The following is a 22,907-nucleotide window of genomic DNA, read 5'->3' as shown; positions in this document are numbered from 1 at the left end:
TAGGGTGTGTTGACACTTTTAGCTTAAAAAAATAGCGAAGTAGTAAAATCAAATCGCCAAACCCAATTTTACTATTCGCTATGCCTCGTACCATGCTGACAGATCAACACTGGCAAAAGTTGAAAGTTATTCTGCGTAATTTATCCATTCACCACAACTCAAATTTACGCAATTTTATTGAAGCTATTCTCTATAGAATTAGAACAGGCTGTCCGTGGCGAGATATTCCTTGCTGTTTTGGTCATTCAAACTCTATTTTCAAACGTTTTAATCGTTGGTCAAGCAGCGGTAAGTTTCTTAGATTATTCAAATTACTAGCCTCATGCCCCGATATGGAGTGGATTTTTATTGATGGCTCTCATGTACGTGCTCATCAACATTCTGCCGGCATAGCGAATCAATCTATTTCTAAAAGTGTAGGAGGAAACTCCTCAAAAATACATTTGATTGTTGATGCACATGGCAATCCTATTGATTTCATGATTACCGATGGAACCACACATGATGTTAAAGTTGCACCTGATTTAATATCAACATTAGATTTAAAAGAGACAAAAGTGGTATGTGCAGATAAAGGCTATGATTCAGAACCACTGCGTGAACAGATCAGGAAAACAGGGACTAAAGCGAATATACCAAAGAAAACAAATAGCCAATCGAACAATGACCATATGGACTGGTATTTATATAAAATCAGGCATTTAGTTGAAAATATGTTTTGTAGATTAAAGCAATTTAGAGGAATAGCTACTCGATATGACAAGCTCAAAAGAAATTATCAAAGTTCTGTTGCTTTAGCATGTATATTTTTATGGCTACCTTTATAGGGTTAATTATGAACAGTAAATGTCAACAAACCCTAAAAAAAACCGCTCATTTGAGCGGTTTTTTATGAAGTCAATTCTTAGTGAGCTGAGAATTGGTTCATTGTGTTTTTAGAGTCATCACCAGCTTTAAGTGCGTTTTCACCAGCGAAGATTTCTTTGTGATCATCACCGATGTCTGAACCAGCCATTGCTTGGTGTTTCACACATGCGATACCGCCACGGATTTCTTTACGTTGTACGCCAGCAACATAAGCTAACATACCTTGATCACCGAAGTAACCTTGTGCCAATTCGTGAGTAGAAAGAGCAGCAGTGTGGTATGTAGGAAGTGTGATCAAGTGATGGAACACACCAGCTTCACGCGCAGCGTCTGCTTGGAAAGTACGGATTTTTTCATCAGCATCAGCAGCTAATTCAGTGTTGTCGTACTCAGCGCTCATTAATTTAGCACGGTCGTAAGCAGACACATCTTTACCTTCAGCAACCCAACGATCATACGCTTGTTGACGGAAGTTTAAAGTCCAGTTGAATGATGGGCTGTTGTTGTAAACAAGCTTCGCATTTGGAACTACTTCTTTAACACGGTTAACCATGTGAGCAATTTCTTTTACGTTTGGAGTCGGAGTTTCGATCCAAAGTAAGTCAGCACCATTTTGAAGGCTAGTGATACAGTCAAGTACAACACGGTCAATCTGAGTGCCTTCACGGAATTGATATAAACCAGAAGCTAAACGAGTTGGACGGTGTAACTTGCCATCACGTTTAATTAAGATTTCATCATCAGTTGCTTCAGAGATATCAATTTCTTGAGTGTCTAAGTAGCTAATATATTTAGATGCGATGTCACCTGGTTCTTTAACTACTGGGATGCTTTGAGTAAGGTCAGCACCTTCAGAGTCAGTACGAGCAACAATAACGCCTTCTTCTACACCTAATTCTAAGAATGCATAACGAAGAGCATGGATCTTAGCGATGAAGTCAGCATGTGGAACAGTTACTTTACCAGCTTGGTGACCACATTGTTTTGCATCAGATACTTGGTTTTCGATTTGAAGCGCACAAGCACCAGCTTCAATCATTTTCTTAGCAAGTAAGTAAGTTGCTTCTTCGTTACCGAAACCAGCATCGATGTCCGCAATAATTGGCACAACGTGAGTTTCGAAGTTGTCGATTTGAGCTGTGATTTCAGCTACTTTCGCAGAGTCACCAGCTTCTTTTGCTTTGTTTAAAGCACGGAACAAGTCATTTAATTCTTTTGCATCAGCTTGACGTAAGAAAGTGTAGATTTCTTCGATTAAAGCAGGTACTGAAGTTTTTTCGTGCATAGATTGGTCAGGAAGTGGACCGAATTCTGAACGAAGTGCAGCAACCATCCAACCAGAAAGGTAGATATAACGTTTGCTAGTAGTACCGAAATATTTTTTGTTAGCAATCATTTTTTGTTGAGCGATGAAACCATGCCAGCAACCTAATGATTGAGTATATTTGCTTGAATCAGCATCGTATTCAGCCATATCACGACGCATAATCGCAGCTGTATACTTAGCAATATCTAAACCTGTTTTGAAACGGTTTTGAAGTTGCATACGAGCAGCATCTTCTGGGCTAATGTCTGCCCAAGTGTTGCCGAATTTTGATTTTAATTCACGTACTGCATCAATCGCTGTTTGATATGTAGTCATGATATTGTCCTGTATTCATTTTAGGATTTCATCGATCGAAGCCTAGAGTCATGTTACTTAAATTTCTTATGACACCAGCTGCTTCTTCATGTACACAGCTTAGACTTAGCCAATCAATTAATCCAATATCCTTCGTTAATCTTCAGTATTTATTTAAAAAATATACCAATAAATCGATATTATAAGTAAAACTAAAAAACATAACACTTTGTTTATAGAAACAAAATAATCCTAAAGGAGTATAGTATTTTGATCAAAAAACTCTCCAAGTTTTATTTTTATACAGTTTTTAAGATTTTTCCATTCATTTTTAGTGTTAAAAGTCAATTGTAAATTAGGCGGCTTTTGCCAATGAAAAAAGTCAATCAATATGCTAGAACAATACTAAATATTAATTAAAAATATTTCTTCCATAACTACAAATATAAAAACATATCAAAGATAACAAAATCGAGCATTTGAGGTACTTTTCAGGCATACTTAATTTCAACAAAAAATGTCGTTTTTCTCATCATTTTTTCACACAATGTTCTTTAAATATGGCATAATTTGAAACAATTTTAGGGTTTTATTTTCGGTATTTTTTTTATGAATCTGGAGCGGGTAGATCTTAATCTATTAATATATCTTGATGTTCTTCTTCGTGAAAAAAATGTTACTCGCGCAGCCGAACAACTTGGTGTTACTCACCCTGCCATGAGTAATATTTTACGCCGTTTGCGTAATTTATTTAATGACCCTCTCCTGATCCGTTCATCTGAAGGGATGACACCGACAGAACGTGCGCTTGAATTACAACCACGTATTCGTGATGCCCTTTCTGATCTTTCCATGATTTTGGAACCGCGTACCGAATTTCGCCCTTATACCAGTAATCGCGTTTTCCGTATTATGACTTCTGACTATGCAGAAGCAACCCTAGTTCCTCGTCTTGTTAAAGCTCTACGCTCTGAAGCACCCAACGTTGTACTCGATTTTCTCACTCCAAGTGACGTGTCATATAGAGACATGGAGCAAGGTAAAGTTGATCTAGCAATTAATCGCTTCAATGAAATTCCACAAAGCTTCCACCAAGTTTTAGTTTGGCGTGATAGCTTTAGCTGTATTTTAAATGACAAACACCCTGCTGTTACTCATTTAAACTTAAAAAGCTATTTAGATGCTCAACATATTTGGGTATCTAAAACTGGTATGGGTGTAGGTTTTGGGGTAAACCCTGACAAACAAGGTGGCCTAGGGTGGATTGATCAGGCATTAGAACGTATTGGTCAACGTCGTAAAATTTCTGTGTTTACGCGCCACTATCAAATGCCAGCATTACTTGCTCAAAATGTTGATTTGATCGCGACGCTTCCAACTCGAATGGCTCGTTTGCAAGCACAAAATCCAAAATTAGTCATTAAGGATCCACCGTTTTATATTCCTGAGTTCGAACTCAAGATGGCATGGTGTCCATTATTACATCATCATCCAGCTCATCGCTGGTTACGCCAACTTATCTTATTCGTTGCTCGCCAAATGATCGAAGAGGAAAATCGTGAATTCCTAACCAATAATTCACAATTTTCCCACTATTAAATAAATTTTAATTTAATTGTCTCTTTCAAACATTATCTTAAGCGCTGAGCAATCAATCTGATTACCTCAGCGCTTTTTTGTGTTAAAACATAGTCATAATAATGATGATCCTCGGGTGATTTGTGAGTCTCTTTCAAAATATCATTATCATCGTACTGCTCATCATCGCAGCAGGCTTTTTATCTTTAACTGAAATTGCTCTAGCTGGTGCCAGAAAAGTAAAGTTAAAAATTTTGGCCGAAGCTGGCGAAGAACGTGCTCAACAGGTACTTGATTTACAAGAACAATCTGCAGACTTTTTTGCAGCATCCCAAATTGGCCTAAATGCTGTCGCAATCTTAGGCGGTATCTTGGGTGAAGCTGCATTTCGTCCTTTCTTTGTCAACTTAGTTGACCGCTTTTACCAAGGTCCGTGGACGCAAACAATTGGTTTCGCCCTATCTTTCACCTTGGTAACTTCTTTATTTATTTTATTTGCCGATCTCATGCCAAAACGATTGGCAATGATTGCACCTGAAAAAATCGCAATTAGCGTGATTAATCCTATTCAGATTTTTATTAAAATCTGTAAGCCTTTAGCTTGGGGAATCAACGCAATTGCAAACTTGTTATTTCGCTTATTTAAAGTAAATACAACACGTGAAGATAATATAACTTTTGATGATATTTCAGCAGTTATGGATGCTGGTGCCCAAGCAGGCGTACTTCAGAAACAAGAACATCACTTTATTGAAAATGTATTTGAGCTTGAAGAACGCACAGTGCCGTCAAGTATGACAACGCGTGAAAATGTTGTGTATTTTACTTTAAATGAACATGAAGACAGCATTCGACAAAAACTAGCGGAATATCCTTATTCTAAATTTTTGGTTTGTAATGAAAATATTGATCAGGTTATTGGTTATGTAGATGCCAAAGATTTTTTAGTTCGTATTTTAAATAATCAATCGCCTACACAGTTAAATGAATCTACTATACGTAATGTTCTCATTATTCCTGACACTTTAACACTTTCTGAATTACTTGATCGCTTCCGCTCAACAAAAGAAAAATTTGCCGTTGTAATTAACGAATACGCGCTTGTGGTCGGTGTTATTACCTTAAGCGATATTATGATTACCGTTATGGGCGATTGGGTTACTCCAATTGAAGAAGAGCAGCAAATTATTAAACGTGATAATAATTCTTGGTTAATTGATGGAAGTACACCAATTGATGACCTAAGGCATGCTCTAGAAATTGATGAAATGCCTGATGAAGAAAATTATGAAACATTAGCCGGATTTATGATGTACCGTTTACGCAAAATTCCTCGCCCCGCAGATTTTGTTGAATTCGGTGGTTATAAATTCGAAGTTGTCGATGTGGACCATTTTAAAATTGATCAGTTACTGGTAACACGTGTATTAGAAAAATCTGACCTCCCCTCAACACCAGATGAAAATTGATTTATTTTGGTGCAAAATATCCTGCTAATTAAAGCGGGATATTTTTTTAATAAAATAATTTTTAAACTCATACTTATTTTAAGATATTGTTATTTTAAAAGTTTAATTTATTATCTTAATCATATTTTTAAATATATAAATTAACTCTTTAATTAAAATAAAAATTTTTAATTAAATAGAAATAAAAATTTGCACATAAAGCATTTACAGCTTCCTCTTACTTATGTAACGTAGCTATAGCAAGCAATGTAAATGGGTATACTTCTCATTTCAGCATTCAAAAACAAATATAATTGTTAAAAATATATGATAATTCCAAATATGATAAAGGTTTTATATGCTCTAATAATAACTACTATATATTATAAATAGACTATACCAATAATATATATATTCAGTATTTTCCTAGAATATACCTTTCCAAGTGAATATATATTAACCAAATAAACTAAATATATTATTTGTCTTTTTAATAAAAATTCATAAGAATAATCAAAGTCAGAGTTTTGAATAAACTTGTTCAGTAAAACTAAAGGCAAAGGATTGATTGTATGCTGACATTACTTGGTGTTGGCATGATTTTATGCTTCATGTATTTAATCATGTCCAAACGTTTAAGCCCTATTATTGCTTTAATTCTTATCCCATTTATTTTTTCTCTTATCGCCTGGGGCCTTGGTCATTATTTTGAAAGCTTAAGTCATATTGAGCTCAAGGGTCTTAGCGAAATGATGCTAGAAGGCATCAAAAAACTTGCGCCTACTGGCGTAATGCTATTATTCGCGATTTTATATTTTGCCTTAATGATCGATGCAGGTCTTTTCGATCCTCCGGTTAAATGGATTTTGAAAAAAGTTAAAGGTGACCCTCTAAAAATTACATTAGGGACCGTTTTTTTAACTACATTAGTTTCTCTTGATGGTGATGGCTCGACTACATATATGATATGTGTTGCAGCAATGCTTCCTCTCTATCAACGTCTAGGTATGAATACACTGATCATGACAGCACTTATGTTGTTATGTAGTGGTGTCATGAATTTAACACCATGGGGAGGCCCTACTGCTCGTGCAGCGAGTGCGCTTCAAGTCGCCCCAAGCCATATTTTTGTACCAATGATCATTCCAATGGTGATTAGTATTGGCTGGTTATTCTTCTTGGCATATTTATATGGTCGTTATGAGCAAAAACGTCTAGGCGTAATTGAGCTTGAAAGTCACCATGGTGACAACATTACCGTTTCAAAAGATCCGGAAGCGACTCGTCCACATTTACGTAAAGTAAATATGGTACTCACCATTATTCTTATGATTGCGTTGATCAAAGGTATTTTACCAATGTCAGTGCTATTCATGCTGGCGTTCTGTATTGCGATGCTTATTAACTATCCAGATGTTGATATGCAGAAGAAACGTATCGCTATGCATGCAGATAGTATCTTGGCTGTTGTCGGATTAATTTTTGCGGCAGGGATTTTTACAGGGATTTTATCTGGCACAGGCATGGTTGAAGCGATGTCTAAAGAATTTGTCGCAATGATTCCTGCAAGTATGGGTCCATATCTTGCACCAATTACAGCGTTGGTAAGCATGCCTTTGACGTTCTTTATGTCAAATGATGCATTCTTCTATGGTGTATTACCTATTCTTGCCGAAGCTGCTTCACATTATGGCATTAGTCCAGAAGCGATTGCTCGTGCTTCAATTGTAGGTCAACCTGTACACTTATTATCACCTCTTGTTCCATCAACTTACTTATTATGTGGTCTTGCTAAAGTCGATTTTGCAGATCATCAAAAGTTTACTTTTAAATGGGCATTTATTACTTGTATGGTTTTAATGGGTACAGCTTTAGTGATTGGTGTTTTCCCACTTTTTAGTGCAATCTAAGCATATTCTGCTATAAAAAAATAAAAGCCCCAATTGGGGCTTTTTTTTATTTATTCACATACTCAATCATGGCATCTAAGAACGCATGAAAATGCAAGGTAATATCTTCTTCTAAAATTTTATAGGCATTATCAAATTGCACCATTGGCCAACCTTCTTTCCAAAATGGGAAGATATCATGTAAGTCATGGGTAACTATGCCATCTTCACGAACAATTGCTTGTGAAATTTGTGCCAAAACTTGCGCTGTTTCTGCCCCATCAATAGCTAAATAATCAATACCACGTGCTTTTAAAATACGAATTCGATCTTTTTTATAGCGAATTTTTTTAGCTTGAGCTGCATTTAAACCTAGTGCAAGAGTAACTGCCTCTACAAATTTCTCTTCAAAATTTGTATTTAGTGCTACCAAAGCCTGTTTATGCGCTTCCTGACGTCCTGCTTTCCCCCCGCTACGGATGATCTCATGTGCTTCCGTATCTAGCTTATCTTTTTTCATCGACTGTAAAATGTCTAAAATTTCGATATCGCTTAAAGATTCAGGAGATTGCTCAAACATAGGAGTCCTTATACATACAACTAAAGACACATTCTCTCATAAAAGCAATATTAAAGCAGAACAAAATTTTAAATAGTCGATTATCTTGACTATTTTTATAGTCCTAACTTCTCATACCGCCTCATAAAAACAGATAATTCTTTGGTTATGAATTTTACTATTTGCCAAATTAATTTTACCCTGATAATATTATTTTACCCTGATAAAAATATGCAGCTAAAATGAATACTAAAATCACCTATACTGCTTTCACTGGAAGCACGTTTATTGCGAGTGACTCCCTTGTTGAACTTGCAAAAAAACTCAAAGAACTTCCGAAAACAACGGAAAATATTCTGATTTTTAATGATCAAACAGGTCAACAAATTGATCTTGATCTTTCTGGTTCGGAACAAGAATTTCAACAACGTTATGCTGAGCCGGAAGAAATTAAAAAAGCTGGACGACCTAAACTTGGCGTAATTTCGCGTGAAATCACTTTACAGAAAAAACATTGGGATTGGTTAGATCAACAAAGCGCAAGTGCATCAGCAGTGATTCGCAAGTTAATTGATAAAGAGTTAAATAACCCAAATTCTGAAGGCAATATTATGCTCGCCAAACAAGCCATCGATCGTTTTATGTCTGCTATGTTAGGTAATATGCCAAATTATGAGGAAGCAACACGTGCCTTATATCAAGGTGATAGAAATACATTTTTAAAGATGATTCAGAACTATCCTAAAGATTTAAGAGAATATTTAACTTTAAAAGCTCAAAATATTTTCTAAACTCAATAAAAAAACCCGCTTACGCGGGTTTTTTAGAACTCATTTTCAATCTATTAAAGACGAACCAATTCCACGATTTTTTCTACTGCTTCTTCCACAGTTTCAGCAGTTATCTCTGTATCTATACCTTCCACAGAAGTTGTGATAATTACAACGCCCGTCTCACGTAATAGAACCAATTGCTCAGCTGTTAAGCTTGCTTTTGCAATTGCAACTACACCTTGCTGAATCAGCAAACTTTCTAAAGCTTGAGCTTTTTCAATTAATTGTGCAGAAACACCAATAGCGGCAGGTTTTTGACCTAAACGAGCAGCACGGTCTTCGGCAGTAACAGCATTGCTATGAGCAGTCCATTCTACAGCCGCCTCTACCATGCCCGCACCAACAGTCACGTTACTTAAACGGTCAATAAATATAAATGAACCTGTGTAACGCGAATCTTGATAACGGTCAAACACGACTGGAGCATCGAACTCAACCACAACATCCGCAATTGCATTTAACTCAAGCTCTTCGACCTGAGTATGCTCAAGTGTATTCACATTTACACGGTAGTGAATGTTCGTCACTTTTGCTGGAACGGTTTGTGTACCAATCTTAATATTGTACAACTTACCTTTTACAAGTGGATGCTCATTCATCCATACCACAGAAGCACGAACGCTACGTGAAATTAATGGTTGCTCACCTGCACGTACCAGCACGTTTCCGCGGCTAATATCAATTTCGTCATTTAACGTTAATGTAACTGCCTGACCTGCAACTGCCTGCTCAAGGTTACCGTCAAAAGTAACAATTTCTTTAACTGTAGAACGCTTACCAGAAGGTAACGCTACAATTTCATCACCAACTTTAATTTCACCTAAAGCAACCGTACCCGCAAAGCCACGGAAATCGAGGTTAGGACGGTTCACATATTGAACTGGGAAACGGAATTCATGTTTATTTGACTCACGGCTAATTTCCACAGACTCAAGAATACTCATCAAAGTCTGGCCTTTATACCAAGGAGTATGAGCCGATGGATTTACAACGTTATCGCCATTCAAAGCAGAAATTGGAACAAATAAAATATTGGCTGGGCGACGATCACCTAACTGGCTCACGAATGCATCATATTCAATCTGAATTTCATTAAAGCGCTCAGGTGAATATTCAACCAAGTCCATTTTATTAATGGCAACTACAATATTCTTAATACCAAGCAAACTTGCAATAAATGTATGGCGACGAGTCTGAGTTTGTACACCATAACGTGCATCAATCAAAATGATTGCAAGATCAGCAGTTGATGCACCAGTTGCCATGTTACGGGTATATTGTTCATGTCCCGGTGTATCAGCAATAATAAATTTACGCTTTTCAGTCGAGAAATAGCGATAAGCTACATCAATGGTAATACCTTGCTCACGCTCAGCTTGCAAACCATCTACAAGTAATGCCAAGTCCGGTGCATCACCTGTTGTACCCACTTTCTTACTGTCACGTGTTACAGCTTGCAATTGATCTTCATAAATCAATTTTGAATCGTAAAGTAAACGGCCAATTAAGGTACTTTTACCATCATCTACGTTACCGCAAGTCAAAAAGCGTAAAAGGTCTTTTTGTTCATGCTGTTTTAAATAAGCCAGAATGTCTTGGCTGATTAAGTCTGATTGATGAGACATTGCTCAAACTCCACAAATTTAGAAACTGTCTTAGAAATAGCCTTCTTGCTTTTTCTTTTCCATTGAGCCTGCTTCATCATGGTCAATCATACGACCTTGACGCTCAGAACTTGTTGCCAATAACATTTCCTGAATAATTTCTGGCAATGTATCAGCTTCAGACTCGACTGCACCTGTTAATGGATAACAGCCTAGCGTACGGAAACGTACAGACTTCATTTGCGGAACTTCACCCTCTTTTAAACGCATGCGTTCATCATCCACCATAATGAGCGTACCACTACGCTCAACCACAGGACGAACAGCAGAGAAATAAAGAGGAACAATTTGAATATTTTCTAAATAGATATATTGCCAAATATCTAACTCAGTCCAGTTTGATAATGGGAATACACGAATACTTTCGCCTTTGTTCACTTTACCATTGTAAAGATTCCAAAGTTCAGGACGTTGGTTTTTAGGATCCCAACGATGTTTACTATCACGGAATGAATACACACGCTCTTTCGCACGTGATTTTTCTTCATCACGGCGCGCACCACCAAAAGCAGCATCAAATTGATATTTGTCCAGAGCCTGTTTTAAAGCTTGGGTTTTCATAATATCTGTATATTTTGAGCTACCATGATCAAATGGATTGATTCCTGCTTCACGGCCTTCTTTGTTCTGATGAACAATTAAATCAAAGCCATGGGTTTTTGCCATGTTATCGCGAAACGCGATCATGTCTTTAAACTTCCAACCAGTATCTACATGTAATAAAGGAAAAGGAAGCTTCGCAGGATAAAATGCTTTTAATGCAAGATGGAGCATTACAGCCGAGTCTTTACCAATTGAGTAAAGCATGACTGGGTTTTCAAATTCTGCCGCAACTTCACGAATAATATGAATACTTTCAGCCTCAAGTTGCTTGAGATGTGTAAGTCTTGATTCAGTCATGAACACGTCCTTCTCTATCCATTTTGCCCATAAAATCTAGAAGTGGTATTAAACCACCACTTAGAAGACCATGTGGAGGAACGAGTGCCATAACAACTCCAATTTTTTGTGATAAATAATCCAACCACAAGCCTTTATGAGGCTTATAGCATTAGTTATGCATTATAGTGATTTAAAACTGTTTTCTTTTGCTTGTTTTTTCATATTGATATTCAAATTCATCATATAAATGTAAAATACTGATTCGCATAGATAACATGTCCATCCTAGCTTGCATCGTTAACCGAAGCAAATCACGATCTCATCTTTAGATTTCTTTAAATACAATAAAAAAAGAGAAGCCATTTTAGCTTCTCTCTTCCTATATCATTATTTAATTCTTAGAAACCAAACATTTTACGTTCTAACGGAATTTCAATACCAATAGATGCACCTGAATCATTACCCTCTAAATCAGAATCACTAATCCAACCATTAATTTTTAATGGAAGATCTGGTTTGATGTAATGTGTCCAAGTTAAATCAAGCGCTTTAATTTTATCTTCTTTAGGGAAAGCTTTATTGATTGCCAAGTTAGATTCATTCACCTTAACAACCATTGCACGACCACTTAAGCGATTCATTGTGTCAAATCGAATATCGCCACCAACAGAATACATTTGACCATCACCACCAATTGCATGCCCTAAAGGGAAACCATGCTGGTAATAACCGTCAGTATATTGATGATGACTATATGAAATGCCTTTTACATCGCCATTAGTACGTGTATCTGCCCACTCAGCATAAAGTTGATAAGGCATGTTCTTAACTATTGAAGAATAATCTGCACCAGCTAAATACATTTTTTTCGATGGTAAGTAACCTGCTTCATCTTCACCAATATATTGTCCATACACGCTGACTGGAATATTGAACAAAGGTTGTAAGTGTAAACGAGCATCAAAACCAGCTAACTGGTTAGATGGATTATCTACACCAATACAGTCCGTATTTGTACATCCATTGTCTTTACCAATAATTGCATTCCAATACGCCTTAAAGCTATTTGGTTGCCCATCACCACCAATCTGTAGTGTTCGTGAAGCACCTATTTCTAAAGCTGGAACAGGACGTGCGGTTACACGCATACCCAATAATTTAGCATGTGGAACAGCTTTATAATCATCTAGCTGACCTGCAAATAATTGATATTGCCAAGGTCCAATCCAAGACAACCATTTATTTTCAAAAGCATCTTGTACAGCACGCTGCATGGTTACCCCATAAACGGGACGGCTAGCATCGCCTCGGATTAAACTACCATCATGCCCAGGCCCCCACCATGTTGGAATTTGACCAGCAACAACCCATTGGTTCCAGAGCTTACCAGCTACATAAGAACCTTCTACATTAACATCGTGTCCACTATCAATTTGCGGATCTTTTTCTGCGTTCACACGGATTTTTGCATCCCAGTTTTCACCACCTGCATTAAACTCTACAGAACCTTGATACTGTGATTTTTGGTTATCGCCAAATGCTTGTGGAAGATTTTTAATATCAGATTCAGCAAAAGCGCCCACTTTAACCGTATCATTATCTGCTTTTAATGCATTGAGAACCGAGTTAATAACTTTTTGTTGAGCTGGATGCGTTACTTTAGCCTGTGAGAGTGCACGTTGAATTTCATCCCCACTTAAAGGCCAAGTAGAAGTGCTGATGTTAATAACACCTTGTTGATTCAACCAATTTAAATCTGTACGTAAATCATCATTATTAAGCACCAAGCCTTGGGCAAAAACAGCTGATGAGGCAGTAGCTAATAATGCAATTGAAAGTGTTTTTCTTAAAAACATGTCAGCACAATTCTCAAAGTTATTTATGAGCAACACATTAATTTTTTTATCGCAAATTTGCAATTGTTAAACTGTGCAATTACATTTTTTAACGAGGTCTTAAGTTTTCTATAATTTAAGTATTTTTTATATATAAATAGTTAATAAAAAAGGCAGTTTACACTGCCTTTTTTATTGAAGATTAAATTAACCTTCTTTACGACGCATATGCGGGAATAAAATTACATCACGAATACTTGGCGCATCTGCAAAAAGCATAACCAAACGGTCAATACCAATACCTTCACCCGCTGTTGGAGGTAAACCATATTCAAGCGCTTCAACAAACTCTGCATCGTAATGCATTGCTTCATCATCACCTGCATCTTTTTCCGCAACCTGAGCTTGGAAACGTTCAGCCTGATCAATCGGATCATTTAACTCGCTAAAGCCGTTCGCCAATTCACGGCCACCAATAAAGAACTCAAAACGATCAGTAATGTGCGGATTATCATCATTACGGCGAGCAAGTGGAGAAGTCTCTGCTGGGTACTCAGTAATAAAAGTAGGCTGACGAAGTTTAGTCTCAACCGTTTCTTCAAATACGATTGTTTGAAGCTTACCTAAACCAAAACCAGGTTTAACTTCTTCTTTTAACTCCTCACGAACAAATTTTGCAAGGAATTCACGATCACCTACATTTTCAGGTGTGAACTGCGGGTTATTCTCCAAAATCGCATCAAACATAGAGATTTTCTTGAATGGCCCTTTAAAGCTGAACACTTCACCTTGGTAAGGCACATCAGTCGTACCTAAAATATCAAGGGCTAACTTTTCAAGCATGTTTTCAGTTAAAGCCATCAAGTCTTTATAATCAGCATATGCCTGATAAAACTCGATCATGGTAAATTCAGGATTATGACGTGTTGACACCCCTTCATTACGGAAGTTACGGTTAATTTCAAACACGCGCTCAAAACCACCAACAACCAAACGCTTTAAATAAAGCTCAGGTGCAATACGCAAGAATAATGGCATATCTAAAGCATTATGATGCGTTTCAAACGGACGTGCAGACGCGCCACCCGGAATCACATGCATCATTGGCGTTTCAACTTCCATGAAACGTTCATTGGTTAAAAATGCGCGAATACCTGCAACGACTTTGGCACGAATTTCAAAAGTCTTACGAGTTTCTTCATTCACGATTAGGTCGAGGTAACGTTTACGGTATTTAACTTCCGTATCGTTCAAACCATGAAATTTATCTGGCAACGGACGAAGTGATTTTGTAAGAAGTTCAAAACCTTCAAGGTGTACATACAAGTCACCTTTGCCTGAACGACCAATATAACCTTCAGCAGCAATAATGTCGCCTAGGTCTAAACCTTTAATAGTTTCAAGCGTATCTTTTGGTAAACCTTTACGGTCAACATATAACTGAATGCGACCAGTCATATCTTGAATCACCATAAAAGAACCACGGTTTAACATGACACGGCCAGCGACTTTTACATATACATGTTCAGCGCTTTCAATTTGTTCTTTCGACTGATCTTTAAATTGTTCTTGTAGATCAGCAGCGTAATGTTCACGTTTGAATGTATTTGGCCAAGGACTCTTTCCAGTATCCTTTGCAACATCTTGGATTTGCTTTAATTTGGCATGACGCTGTGCAATTAAATCGTTTTCGGAAATAGTTGGTTCAGAAGTCGATTGAGCGTTTTGTTGCGTCATCTCTGCCTCGATTAAGTAAAAATGAAGTGGCATAGCTTAACAGATTGCTGAGGTTTTTCGAATGATTTCAATCAAACAAAAATGAAAAAAGTCAAAGCCATCAAATTAAAGGCAGTTTGAATGATGAAAATTAGTTAGACCAATCGCTAAGATCATTTTTTTTAGCTTTAAGTAAAATATAAAAAAATCCAAATAACCTCGATTTTTAAAAGGCCTATTTTGCCTTTTATTTTATCTATGAGATTGTGTAGCAAATAATGAAAATTCTATTTTTACATGGCTTGGATTCTTCTCGTGAATCAACAAAATTCCATGCCATCTTGCATCCTGAAAAATTTTGTATTGATGTTGACTATCGTAACTTGAGTTATGCCTCAGTGAAGGACTTTTATCATCAGGCAATTGAAACGATTAAACCAGATTTATTAGTCGGCCATAGTCTTGGTGGCTATTGGGCTTTAAAAACAGCTGCTCAACATAAATTAGCTGTTGTTGTTGCCAACCCAAGTCTTAACCCTAGTTTTCGTAACGATTATCCTCATCTTTGTGATGAAGATCTTGATCACTCCAATCCTAAAATGGCTTATTTAGAGTTAGGAGACGAACAACTTGATATGTATCAAGTACAGGAAAAGCTTTCACCTTATATGACAGTAGAAACATATGACGGAGGCCATCATCGTCTTGCTTATCCTTCTCGTCTCAATGATCTTATTTCTAAAATTCATAAAAAATACTTTGCCTAAACAATTAACTGAATAAGATAAATTAACTTCCTTCAGCAATATGTTTTACAACTTCAAAACCTTGAACAAAGCCACTTTTTAACATACCGATATATTCAGGTAAGGTGGCCAATTCAACTTTTAAAGTTGTAGTATTCCCATTTTGGCTTAAAAAATATTTTTCTAACGAACCACTCCAGCTTTTCACCTCTTCACTTTCTAAGTCTTCTTTTCCTTCTTTAATCATTCCTAAATGTTTAAAAATTAATACTTCAGGCTTTTTCATTTCTTCAATGGTTGAAACCATTCCATTTCCTTCTCCGTCTAGAAAATATGTATTACCGCCAACTTTCCAGTCCGTCTTCATTGAAGAATCCGGTGCAAAGAATTTTGTCCATGCATTATATGTTTCACTATTCCAGAGTATGTCCCATACTTTTTCTATAGGCGCATTAATTTCTACTTCATATACTAGAATTTCCATATTCGACTTCCTTATCTCTGTTACTAAGTGTTCAATAAACTTTCTCGTTTTATATAAACATCAATTTATCTGTCTATTTATTAATCAGCTTATGTTTTTAAGAGCTTTATTTATATAAATGCTTTGTTCTTTTTGTAACCCTTCATATCACTTAAAACCTTATTACATTAATAAGTGAATAAAAACATATGATTTATTATGCGTTTAAGTGGAAGTTTTGCCTAAATAACCACTTATTTGTCTCGATATGCCATTCATCTTTGCTTACGAATGATTAAACTCCCTTATGTGCTTTACTTTAAATGTAGAACTGCGTAAAAATTTGATACCCGATCAAAGCTACATTAGTTATTATTGAACGGATCGTAGTTACATTATTAATAGATGGAATAGTTTTACTGAAAGGCAGCTTTGAGCAAACTTATCAGTGCGGAGAGTCTCATGAAAAAATATCAATGTATCGTTTGTGGATGGATTTACGATGAAGCAGAAGGTTGGCCACAAGACGGCATTGCAGCTGGAACAAAATGGGAAGATATCCCTGATGATTGGACTTGCCCTGATTGTGGCGTTTCAAAAGCTGACTTTGAAATGATCGAGATCTAATGTCTTAAATTAAAAGGCCATGATTTACATGGTCTTTTTTATATATCACCAATCACCGTATTAAATGAACAATTCTAATTCTGGAGAAAAAAATGCATCCAATCGTCATTATCGGATCAGGCATGGCGGGTTATACCTTAGCACGTGAGTTCCGTAAGCTTAACCCAGAGCAAGAACTTGTGATGATTTGTGCGGATGATGCAGTGAACTATGCAAAACCAACGTTATCTAACGCTTTTGCAGGTAAAAAGGCTCCGGAACAGATTCCTTTAGGTGATGCCGCAAAAATGAGTGCGCAGCTCAATATGCGTATTGAACCTTTTACATGGGTAAAAGAAATTTTAGCTGAGCGTCATGAGCTTGTTCTGGAAAAAGATGGGGTAACTTCAAATCAGCCGTATTCAAAACTGATTTTAGCCGTTGGTGCTAACCCGATTCGTCTTGCAATTGCAGGTGATGGCAGTGATGACATTCATGTGGTGAACTCTCTTATTGATTATCGTTCTTTCCGTGAAAATCTAGCTCAGCGCAAAGATAAACGTGTTGTGATTTTGGGTGCTGGTTTGATTGGTTGTGAATTTGCCAATGACTTACTTCATAGCGAATATGATGTAACGGTAATTGATTTAGCGCCTCAACCGTTAGGCCGTTTATTACCTTCACACATTGCTTCAGCTTTCCAAGAAAATCTTGAAGAAGCTGGGGTTAAATTTGCTTTAGGCACAACCGTTGAAAAAGTAAATAAAATTAATAACGGTGAAGATTACGCGGTTACATTGGCAAATGGTCAGACTTTGGTCGCTGATATTGTGCTTTCAGCCATTGGCTTACAACCGAATATTTCTCTTGCTCAAAGCGCAAATATTCAAACTAGCCGTGGTGTAATTACCAATAGCTTGCTTGAAACCAATCAAGCCGATATTTATGCAATTGGTGACTGTGCAGAAGTGAACGGTACCCTGCTTCCTTATGTAATGCCGATTATGCAACAAGCGCGTGCTCTAGCAAAAACATTAAGCGGTCAACAGACAAATGTACATTACCCCGCTATGCCAGTTGCGGTAAAAACTCCGGCTGCACCGCTTACAGTTTTACCGGCTCCGGTTGATGTCGATGTAAATTGGGAAACTGAAGAATTCGACGATGGTATGCTTGCCAAAGCAATTGACAATGAAGGAACATTGCGTGGTTTCGTATTGTTAGGTGCAACAGCAGGCAAGCAACGTTTAACGTTAACTAAGCTTGTTCCAGATCTTATTCCTGCCCAAGCATAAGGTTTAAATTGGGAATGCTCGCTCGAGAGTATTCCCTTCAAGGAATGCATAACATGAATAGCGCCTTACAATTTAGTATTTCACCCTACACTCCTTTTATGCAAGAAACCAAAGTCAACTTAGGCAATGGTATTGAATTGCATGTAGAAGTAGGAGGAAAAGCAGAACATCCCACCATTTTGCTGATTATGGGTCTAGGTGCCCAAATGCTATTTTGGCCGGACTTTTTCTGTAAATCGCTCATTGATCAAGGTTTTCGTGTTATTCGTTTTGATAACCGTGATATTGGCCTTTCTTCGAAAGTACGTCATCAGGGTAAACGTTTAAATACCATGAAATTGATGGGACGCTTTGCTTTAGGGTTAAGTAATCAAGGTGCACCTTATACGCTCTATGATATGGCAGATGATGTATCGATGCTTCTCGACCGTTTAGGCGTAAGTAAAGCGCATGTGATCGGTGCATCAATGGGCGGCATGATTGCTCAGATACTTGCTGCAAAATATCCGGAAAAAGTAGAAAAATTAGGTTTGATGTTTACAAGTAACAACCAACCGTTTTTACCACCACCTTTTCCTAAACAACTTTTAAGCTTAATTGGCAAGCCAGAATCACGTGATGAAGAAGGGATTGTTAACCACAGCTTAAAATTATTCCAATTGATTGGTTCTCCTGGTTATATTAACCATATTGAAGCCGTACAAACTGCACGAAAACTTTATCAACGTAGCTATTATCCTGCTGGTGTACTTCAACAGTTTTTAGCAATATTATGTACAGGTTCCTTACTGCAACTGGACCGTGAAATTAAGCAACCCACTATAGTCTTACATGGCTCGCGTGACCGCTTACTTCCACCAAGCCACGGTAAGGCTGTAGCAAAAGCAATTTCCGGTGCTAAGTTTGAATTAATTGATGGAATGGGGCATGATATCCCTGCCCATTTTATTCCACAGCTTAGCGGTTTATTTGCGCATCATTTTAAATCATCATACTAGGACACTATGGCTGCATTACCCTCACTAAGACAGCTATCATATTTAGTTACGTTGTCGGAAACTTTGCATTTTACTGAAGCAGCACGACGCTCTTTTGTTACTCAATCGACTTTATCGGGCGGTATCATGGAGCTGGAAAGGCTATTAGGTGGCGTTCTGGTTGAGCGTGACCGTCAAAATGTGCGTTTAACGCCATTAGGTGAACAAGTCGTTGCTCGAGCCCGTGTATTGCTAGCAGATGCTCAGGATTTAATGCGTTTAAGCCGTGAAATGAGTGAACCATTAACTGGTGATCTTCATTTAGGTGTTATTCCAACCATTGCACCTTTTATCCTGACACGGTTACTTGATGAAGTGCATCAACAATTACCGAAGATTCAGTTGCATTTACATGAAGCTCAAAGTGAGAAAATTGTAGAACGCTTAGAACACGGTAATTTGGACATGATCGTCCTTGCCCTACCTTTTGACACAAGAAGTCTAAAAGTAGCTGAAATTTCAAAAGAAAATTTATATCTTGTTTGTAGTAAGCAAGATACAAATGCACTTCAAGCAAACTCTCTCGATGACCTAGATTTGTCACGCCTTATTTTGCTTGAAGAAGGCCACTGTTTACGTGACCATGTGTTAAGTGCTTGTCCAATTGGTGAACGTAAAAACGATAACCGTTTAAAAGCAAGTTCATTACCAACATTAGTCGAAATGGTTTCTTCTAATTTAGGTTTTACGCTTTTACCAGAAATCGCAATTGAAAATAGTATGATCAAGTTTAATGATCAGATTACTGCAAAACCAATTGAAGATGCACCAAGTCGTACTCTAGCACTCGTTACGCGTAAAAGTACGCCATTGCAAAGCGAGTTTGACGTACTACTGCAAATCATGCAGAAGATCACAACAAATTTACATGAATAAAAAAAGGAGTCTTCAGACTCCTTTTTCTTTTACTGTGCTGTTAAAGAAGCCCATTTAAAACCCCAAGCCGATTTTAAATCTAAACTCTCATCTGAAATTATTTTTTCTCGAATAATTTGTGCAATCGCAAAATCATTAGCGGGGTCTACCATAACCCGTATTCCTTTTGTGGTTGGACTAGTCACAATCTTATATCCTTTAGCCTGCAATTGTGACTGGATCATATTTGCTTTATTTTGATTAGGTGCCAACGCTACCTGTACCATCCATTTTTTTTCGCCATTTTCTAAAATTTCTTTAGCGACCGCTGCATCAAGCTGTTTTTTATTCTCAAGATTTTTCTTTTCATCTATTTTTTTTAATTGAGTATCTTCAACTTTCTTTTGTGCTACCAGTTCATCTTGAGTAGGTTTTCTTTTCTGGACCGTTATTACCTTAGTTTGTGTTTCATTTTTCTTATTTTTTTCCTTAGGGGGTTGTATAAAGTAGGGATATATCATTTGATCATCATATTTATGAAAAACAATAATATCTCCATAGCACTTTTGATCTGCATATGCAGTCACTGGCATTACCCCTAAAAATATTCTAATAAATAAACTTTTAATAAAGCCTTGCATATTATTCACTTACCAAAGTTAAGTATATTTAATGCCGCGTATTAAAGTAGATTTCACGTAATTTGTATATTTTTAAAATTCAATGTTTTATGTAAAGAATCACATATTTTTAAAACATATTGCGGTGTTTCAAATTATTATCGTATATCCTGCAACCATTTAAGAAATCATATTAAATTACTATGAATTTCAATTAATTAAAAAGCCGACACGAAGTCGGCTTTTTAATATTAAGTTTTATTTAAATGTTTCTAATAATTCTCTTTGAGCATTATGTAATTTTTCACCCTCAGCAGGCTGCGCACGTACCCAAGTACCATCCCCTTGTAATAACCAAGCTTGCTGGTTATCTTGCAAATAATTAAGAAGACCTTGCTGATAAATACGTTTTTTCAACGCAGGATCTTCAATTGGGAAGCATGCTTCAACACGATTAAATAAATTACGGTCCATCCAGTCAGCACTTGAACAATAAATGCGGGCATCACCATTATTACTAAAGTAATAAACACGTGTATGTTCAAGGAAACGTCCTACAATCGAACGTACACGAATATTTTCCGATAAATTTGGTAAACCTGGACGTAAGCAACAAATCGAACGAATAATGAGATCTACCTGCACGCCAGCTTGAGAAGCTTCGTATAATTTATTAATGAGTTGAACTTCAGTTAATGCATTTACTTTCACAATAATTTGGGCTTTACGACCAGCCTTTGCATTGGCAATCTCTTCATCAATGAAATTGATGAGCTGAGCATGCAAAGTAAAAGGAGCATGGAGTAACTTTTTCAGTTTTGCCATTTTGCCCATACCAGTCAGCTCTTGGAAAATGCGGTGTACATCTTCACACAAGTCTTTATCGGTCGTCATGAGACCATAATCGGTATAGATACGGGCATTCATAGCATGGTAGTTACCTGTTCCTAAATGAACATAACGTACCAGTTTATTGTTTTCACGGCGTACCACCATAATCATTTTGGCATGTGTTTTATAACCCACAATACCGTAAACAACTACCGCCCCTGCTTCTTGAAGTACATTTGCCACTTCAATATTTGATTCCTCATCAAAACGGGCACGTAATTCAATGACTGCTGTTACTTCTTTTCCATTACGTGCAGCTTCGGCCAAGACTTGAACAATTTCAGAGTCCGCTCCACTGCGGTAAAGCGTTTGTTTAATTGCGAGCACCTGTGGGTCACGTGCTGCTTCACGAAGTAACTGAATAACAGGTGCAAAAGACTCAAATGGATGATGCAGTAAAATATCCTGCTTTTGCATAGCCGAGAAAATACTCTCGGTTTTTTTAAACACTTTCGGTACGACTGGCGTGTGTGAGTCGTAACGTAAATGAGGACGTTTAAAGTTTGAAACCAGACGAGCTAGATTTACAGGGCCATCAACTTTGTATAGTTGTTCTTCGTTTAAGTCGAATTCTTCAAGCAAATATTCATAAATATGTTGTGGACAGTTGTGAGTTACTTCCAAACGAACTGCACGACCAAATCGACGTGAACTTAATTCACCTTTTAAAGCTTTAGCTAAATCTTCAACGTCTTCATTAAGCGCCAAGTCCGCATTACGAGTTACGCGGAATTGATAGCATCCAGTTGCAGTCATGCCAGGGAACAAGTCTGATACGTGTTCATGAATAATTGCGGACAGCATAACATGATGCTCTTTGCCACCCGTTAGTTCGTCTGGTAATCGTACAACACGTGGCAATGAACGCGGCGCTGGTACAACAGCTAAATCAATTTGACGGCCAAACGCATCTTTACCTTCTAAGGTCACAATAAAGTTTAAGCTTTTATTGACTAAGCGTGGAAATGGATGGGCTGGATCTAAGCTAATTGGTGTCAACACAGGTGCGACCTGTTCCTGAAAATACTTTTTCACCCACGCCGATTGAGCTGGTGTTAACTCCCCACGACGCAAGAAGCAAATATCTTCCTCACGAAGTTTAGGTAAAATTTCTTCGTTTAAAATACGATATTGACGTTCAATTGCAGCATGAGCAGTTTCAGAGATTTTTTGTAAGACTTGTCTTGGTGTTAAGCCATCTGGACTTCGACTTTCATTACCTAGAGCATATTGCTCCATGACTCCCGCCACACGAATTTCAAAAAACTCATCTAAATTACGCGAAAAAATCAGTAAGAAATTCATTCGCTCTAATAGAGGATGTAAAGGGTCGACTGCCTGTTCCAATACACGCAAATGAAAGTCAAGAATAGACAACTCACGATTAATATAACGGTCGTTATAACTATATTCTGTTGGGGTCGTTGCTGTAATCGCTGTATTCATGTCTAAATCTATCTCTTTCCAACCAAAATCTCTGCAAAACAGTATGCTGCAAAATT

At 37.2% G+C, this 22,907-nt stretch carries 20 protein-coding genes; 10 read left to right on the top strand and 10 right to left on the bottom strand.

From position 1 onward, the window contains the following. The first annotated feature begins 80 nt into the window (after positions 1-80). Positions 81-827, top strand: coding sequence for an IS5-like element ISAba31 family transposase (locus J678_RS11905; RefSeq protein ID WP_002122556.1), 747 nt, complete (start codon positions 81-83; stop codon positions 825-827). A 77-nt stretch (positions 828-904) separates the two neighbouring features. Here the strand turns inward: J678_RS11905 and J678_RS11900 are convergent, their stop codons facing one another. Then, positions 905-2,509 (bottom strand): isocitrate lyase, encoded by a 1,605-nt coding sequence (locus J678_RS11900; RefSeq protein ID WP_002054455.1) that lies wholly within the window; start codon positions 2,507-2,509, stop codon positions 905-907. Positions 2,510-3,097: 588 nt separating this feature from the next. Between J678_RS11900 and J678_RS11895 the strand changes: the two genes are divergently transcribed. The 3 genes from J678_RS11895 (at position 3,098) to J678_RS11885 (ending at position 7,424) form a co-directional block, all read left to right on the top strand. Beyond that, positions 3,098-4,087, top strand: coding sequence for a LysR family transcriptional regulator (locus tag J678_RS11895; RefSeq protein ID WP_032027322.1), 990 nt, complete (start codon positions 3,098-3,100; stop codon positions 4,085-4,087). Positions 4,088-4,209: 122 nt separating this feature from the next. Further along, a complete protein-coding gene (locus J678_RS11890) occupies positions 4,210-5,535 on the top strand; it encodes a hemolysin family protein (RefSeq protein ID WP_002054376.1) in 1,326 nt (441 codons plus the stop codon). A gap of 551 nt (positions 5,536-6,086) precedes the next feature. Further along, positions 6,087-7,424: a CitMHS family transporter gene (locus J678_RS11885; protein ID WP_032027321.1), complete on the top strand. Its 1,338-nt coding sequence runs from the start codon at positions 6,087-6,089 to the stop codon at positions 7,422-7,424. 46 nt (positions 7,425-7,470) lie between these two features. Here the strand turns inward: J678_RS11885 and J678_RS11880 are convergent, their stop codons facing one another. Beyond that, positions 7,471-7,983 carry a hypothetical protein gene (locus J678_RS11880; protein WP_002054476.1) on the bottom strand — a complete coding sequence of 171 codons (513 nt, stop codon included), beginning with the start codon at positions 7,981-7,983 and terminating at the stop codon, positions 7,471-7,473. Positions 7,984-8,204: 221 nt separating this feature from the next. On the opposite strand from J678_RS11880, the gene J678_RS11875 reads away from it, so the two are divergent. Next, positions 8,205-8,753 (top strand): DUF2239 family protein, encoded by a 549-nt coding sequence (locus J678_RS11875; RefSeq protein ID WP_017393361.1) that lies wholly within the window; start codon positions 8,205-8,207, stop codon positions 8,751-8,753. Positions 8,754-8,806: 53 nt separating this feature from the next. Here J678_RS11875 and cysN read toward each other — a convergent pair whose 3' ends face one another. The 5 genes from cysN to lysS all read right to left on the bottom strand — a co-directional run bounded on the left by cysN (position 8,807) and on the right by lysS (position 14,913). Further along, on the bottom strand, positions 8,807-10,420 hold the full coding sequence (cysN, locus tag J678_RS11870) for a sulfate adenylyltransferase subunit CysN (protein ID WP_002054420.1): 1,614 nt from the start codon (positions 10,418-10,420) through the stop codon (positions 8,807-8,809). 30 nt (positions 10,421-10,450) lie between these two features. Next, entirely contained in the window at positions 10,451-11,359 is a 909-nt protein-coding gene (gene cysD / locus J678_RS11865) for a sulfate adenylyltransferase subunit CysD (RefSeq protein ID WP_000140408.1), read from the bottom strand. Continuing rightward, positions 11,352-11,483: a hypothetical protein gene (locus J678_RS23035; protein WP_002054314.1), complete on the bottom strand. Its 132-nt coding sequence runs from the start codon at positions 11,481-11,483 to the stop codon at positions 11,352-11,354. The genes cysD and J678_RS23035 overlap by 8 nt, the downstream gene beginning before the upstream one ends. A gap of 256 nt (positions 11,484-11,739) precedes the next feature. Further along, the gene (locus J678_RS11860; RefSeq protein WP_016804057.1) at positions 11,740-13,197 is read right to left on the bottom strand and encodes a capsule assembly Wzi family protein; all 1,458 of its coding nucleotides are present in this window, start codon (positions 13,195-13,197) and stop codon (positions 11,740-11,742) included. 186 nt (positions 13,198-13,383) lie between these two features. Further along, positions 13,384-14,913, bottom strand: a complete 1,530-nt coding sequence (gene lysS, locus J678_RS11855) for a lysine--tRNA ligase (RefSeq protein ID WP_002054306.1) — start codon at positions 14,911-14,913, stop codon at positions 13,384-13,386. 257 nt (positions 14,914-15,170) lie between these two features. On the opposite strand from lysS, the gene J678_RS11850 reads away from it, so the two are divergent. After that, the gene (locus J678_RS11850; protein ID WP_004710061.1) at positions 15,171-15,659 is read left to right on the top strand and encodes a YqiA/YcfP family alpha/beta fold hydrolase; all 489 of its coding nucleotides are present in this window, start codon (positions 15,171-15,173) and stop codon (positions 15,657-15,659) included. A 22-nt stretch (positions 15,660-15,681) separates the two neighbouring features. On the opposite strand, the gene J678_RS11845 is transcribed toward J678_RS11850, so the two are convergent. Then, entirely contained in the window at positions 15,682-16,122 is a 441-nt protein-coding gene (locus tag J678_RS11845) for an SRPBCC family protein (RefSeq protein WP_004888223.1), read from the bottom strand. Positions 16,123-16,563: 441 nt separating this feature from the next. On the opposite strand from J678_RS11845, the gene rubA reads away from it, so the two are divergent. The 4 genes from rubA to oxyR all read left to right on the top strand — a co-directional run bounded on the left by rubA (position 16,564) and on the right by oxyR (position 19,915). Continuing rightward, on the top strand, positions 16,564-16,728 hold the full coding sequence (gene rubA, locus J678_RS11840) for a rubredoxin RubA (protein ID WP_000760495.1): 165 nt from the start codon (positions 16,564-16,566) through the stop codon (positions 16,726-16,728). A gap of 92 nt (positions 16,729-16,820) precedes the next feature. Beyond that, positions 16,821-18,002: a rubredoxin reductase RubB gene (gene rubB / locus J678_RS11835; RefSeq protein ID WP_002054427.1), complete on the top strand. Its 1,182-nt coding sequence runs from the start codon at positions 16,821-16,823 to the stop codon at positions 18,000-18,002. A gap of 53 nt (positions 18,003-18,055) precedes the next feature. Then, positions 18,056-19,000 (top strand): esterase EstB, encoded by a 945-nt coding sequence (estB, locus tag J678_RS11830; protein ID WP_004710065.1) that lies wholly within the window; start codon positions 18,056-18,058, stop codon positions 18,998-19,000. A 6-nt stretch (positions 19,001-19,006) separates the two neighbouring features. After that, positions 19,007-19,915, top strand: a complete 909-nt coding sequence (gene oxyR / locus J678_RS11825; RefSeq protein ID WP_002054474.1) for a LysR family transcriptional regulator OxyR — start codon at positions 19,007-19,009, stop codon at positions 19,913-19,915. Positions 19,916-19,944: 29 nt separating this feature from the next. Here oxyR and J678_RS11820 read toward each other — a convergent pair whose 3' ends face one another. Continuing rightward, complete coding sequence (locus tag J678_RS11820; protein ID WP_032027320.1) at positions 19,945-20,535, bottom strand: SPOR domain-containing protein; 591 nt, start codon at positions 20,533-20,535, stop codon at positions 19,945-19,947. 237 nt (positions 20,536-20,772) lie between these two features. Then, positions 20,773-22,851 carry a polyphosphate kinase 1 gene (gene ppk1 / locus J678_RS11815; RefSeq protein WP_004710068.1) on the bottom strand — a complete coding sequence of 693 codons (2,079 nt, stop codon included), beginning with the start codon at positions 22,849-22,851 and terminating at the stop codon, positions 20,773-20,775. Positions 22,852-22,907: the final 56 nt, after the last annotated feature.

The organism is Acinetobacter sp. 1424608 (assembly GCF_000588255.1).
In the GTDB taxonomy this organism is placed as follows: Bacteria; Pseudomonadota; Gammaproteobacteria; order Pseudomonadales; family Moraxellaceae; genus Acinetobacter; species Acinetobacter nosocomialis.
Note: the sequence above shows the minus strand (reverse complement) of the source record. Positions and strands in the feature narration are given on the sequence as shown.